This window comes from Sulfuricurvum sp. RIFOXYD12_FULL_44_77, assembly GCF_001830725.1.
Taxonomy (GTDB): Bacteria; Campylobacterota; Campylobacteria; order Campylobacterales; family Sulfurimonadaceae; genus Sulfuricurvum; species Sulfuricurvum kujiense_A.
The window spans coordinates 1-2,743 of record NZ_MIBU01000315.1; the positions used below are offsets into that span (position 1 = coordinate 1).

Below are 2,743 nucleotides of genomic sequence, written 5' to 3' on the forward strand. Positions count from 1 at the left end.
ACTCTCTTCATCGTAACGGACACTCAAATGGAGATGAACCACTTCACGCAAACGGCTAAGCTCGCTAATCATAGAGAGTTGATGTAAATGGGTCGTCATTAAAAAAAGTGCCCCTTTACGGGATAATTCCATAATAGTACTCGCAACGATAGCAACTGCAGACAATGTTTCGGTACCGTGGCTGATCTCATCACCTAATATGAGAGATCGAGCAGTTGCACGGCTAAAAATAGTATTGAGTTCCAGCATCTCTACCCCAAAAGTGGAGAGTGACTTTGCCACATTGTCCCGCGATTGTATCCGCGTATAAAGGCCGTCAAAGAGGGAAAATTTCATCGCTTTTGCCGGAACAAAAAAGCCGCTTTGCGCCAAAGCTACAGCAATGCCGATACTTTTCATCAACGAAGACTTCCCGCTGGAGTTAATTCCATAGAGAAGTACCCCGCGAATGTTTGAGCCGTCATGCACTTTGGAGTCCAACATAACCGTATCGGGATAAGGGAGATCGAGATAATCGCGATCCCCCATCACGATATCATTAGGAACGTAAGCAATTCCCTGTGCTTCCACCAGCAGATGGCGCAGACCGCTTATTTGTAAAAAATTCTCGCTCGATGATTTAACGATGTTTGGACGAACCAGCGCATATTTTTGAGCACTGATGGCCGATGCAACCGCGACATCGATTTGAGCGATCCACTCCATTATATTCCTCACATAAGGGATCTGAGCCTCCAGCCATTGTCTCTCTTGATAATGATTTCGTAGCTCAATCTCCCATCCCTCTTGGACGCAATTAGAAGAGAGTAACTTACTCATATTATGTTTTTGGCAATAGTGCTGAATGTCAATGACAATAGAAAAAGGATGAAGAAAATTCTCAATCTCAGCCATTTGGTTATTTTTAAGACGCCACCACAAAAGCTCTAGGTCACCCACTAACCCTAAACGCTCCGCGAACCATGAAGCGTGTGGGTTAACGGCATCAATCCAATCGTAGCGGATGTTGAGTTCTCTGGAATCTTTGATCGGTAAAAACAGCCGAAAGCGGCCTAACCGTTTCCCCATAGGGGTTGACATACTCATAAATAGTTTGGCGATACTGGGGGCTCTTGTATCGATTGTCGAGATTTCGAGCTGCTCAAGGGGATTATTCCCGAGTTCCATAAGCTGCGATGTTTCTAAAAGAGTGGGAATCGCATATTCACGTGCACCGATGTGATTCAAATGATCGGATACCAAGGCCAATGCTTGCGCACATAAGGGTCTATTCTCAAGACTAAGATGTTCTATCGGGCTTAAAAGAGAATAAACACCGAAAACTTTTTTGAACAATGCATTTTGTTCCGCACTCTCAAATTGTCTTTCATCATAACGGTACTCAAACATTGAAAAATTATTGGCGATTTCATCAAAAAATACTCGAGAAGAGGCTCCGATGATCAAATTACGGCTTGAAGTCACAAACAGCAAATGGAGCACTCGATCGATTGCACTGTAGGGGTGAGAGGGATCTACCTCTATCTCACACAGCCACCCTTTTAATCCATAAGGCTCAAACATAGCCAAACCAATCGAATACCCCGCATTGTTACGATCGATAAAGAGTGCCGCTTGCGATTCTTGCATTTATGTACCACCAATTTTCTCTAACTATAACGATTTATAAAAACAATTATACAAAAAGGTATGGTATTTAACTTTTATTTTAGTAATAATCAAGTTATAATCACATTCTTATATTTTAATCTAAGTTTTAGGACATACTTGATGAAACGCCCCACTCCGGTTAACGAAGAAGTTTTATTTGACGGACGAAGTTTGATTTCCGAAACCGATACCAAAGGTATCATCACCTACGTTAATCGTAAATTTACCGAAATGACGGGATATACTGCGGTAGAAGCAGTCGGACAGCCCCATAGTCTGCTCCGTCATCCTGATATGCCAAAAGCAGGATTTGAAGGGATGTGGAAAATAATCGAAAGCGGTAAAATTTGGGAAGGATATGTTAAAAACCTTCGTAAAGACGGCAAATTTTACTGGGTTGTTGTCCACATTGTCCCAAAACTCGATGAACGCGGGGAAATTATCGGCTATATCGCCTCACGTAAAATGCCTGACCGCAATCGTCTCAAAGTAATCGAAGAACAATACAAAGAGTTACTCGCACAAGAGCGCTAAATTTTCTCTCTGAGCCACTCTTTTTGGCGATACACTCGCCAAAACCACCACCCTTTAATAAAAGTCTCAATCGTCATTGCCGCATAGATTCCCAAAACTCCTCCCCCAAACGTCACAATAAGATACGATGGGATAATCCTAAAAAGCCACAATGAACCGATCGAAATCTGCATGCTCTGTTTCGTTGCCCCCGCACCTCGCAGCGCACCGCTTAAAACAAACGTTAATGCAAGGGGGATTTGAGCGATACCGACAAGACGTAAATAGAGTGCCGCTTGATCTATCGTCGCACTGTCATTCGTAAAAAATCGGATCAAGATCTCAGGGATAGTGAATAAAATTATCCCGACACTCCCCATAAAAATCATCGCTATCTTGGCACTCAAGACTCCCGACTCATACGCGTGATCGTATTGACGCGAACCGATGTACTGCCCTGCCAACACCATCGCGGCTACCGAAAACCCAAATCCCGGCATAAACGCCAATGCCTCAATACGCAATCCGATCTGATATCCCGCTAGAGCTTCCGTCCCTTGCGAAGCGATCATCATAACAA

At 43.5% G+C, this 2,743-nt stretch carries 2 protein-coding genes and 1 pseudogene; 1 reads left to right on the forward strand and 2 read right to left on the reverse strand.

Annotation, left to right across the window (positions count from 1 at the left end; all coding sequences use genetic code 11):
* Nucleotides 1-1,629, reverse strand: a pseudogene (locus tag A2517_RS11895) (hypothetical protein); the annotation flags it as partial.
* 141 nt (nucleotides 1,630-1,770) lie between these two features.
* On the opposite strand from A2517_RS11895, the gene A2517_RS11900 reads away from it, so the two are divergent.
* Nucleotides 1,771-2,184, forward strand: coding sequence for a PAS domain-containing protein (locus tag A2517_RS11900; RefSeq protein ID WP_294897346.1), 414 nt, complete (start codon nucleotides 1,771-1,773; stop codon nucleotides 2,182-2,184).
* On the opposite strand, the gene A2517_RS11905 is transcribed toward A2517_RS11900, so the two are convergent.
* Nucleotides 2,181-2,743 (reverse strand): MATE family efflux transporter (locus A2517_RS11905; protein WP_294897348.1); only part of this gene is annotated, 563 nt, incomplete at its 5' end. The two genes, A2517_RS11900 and A2517_RS11905, sit on opposite strands and share 4 nt — an antisense overlap.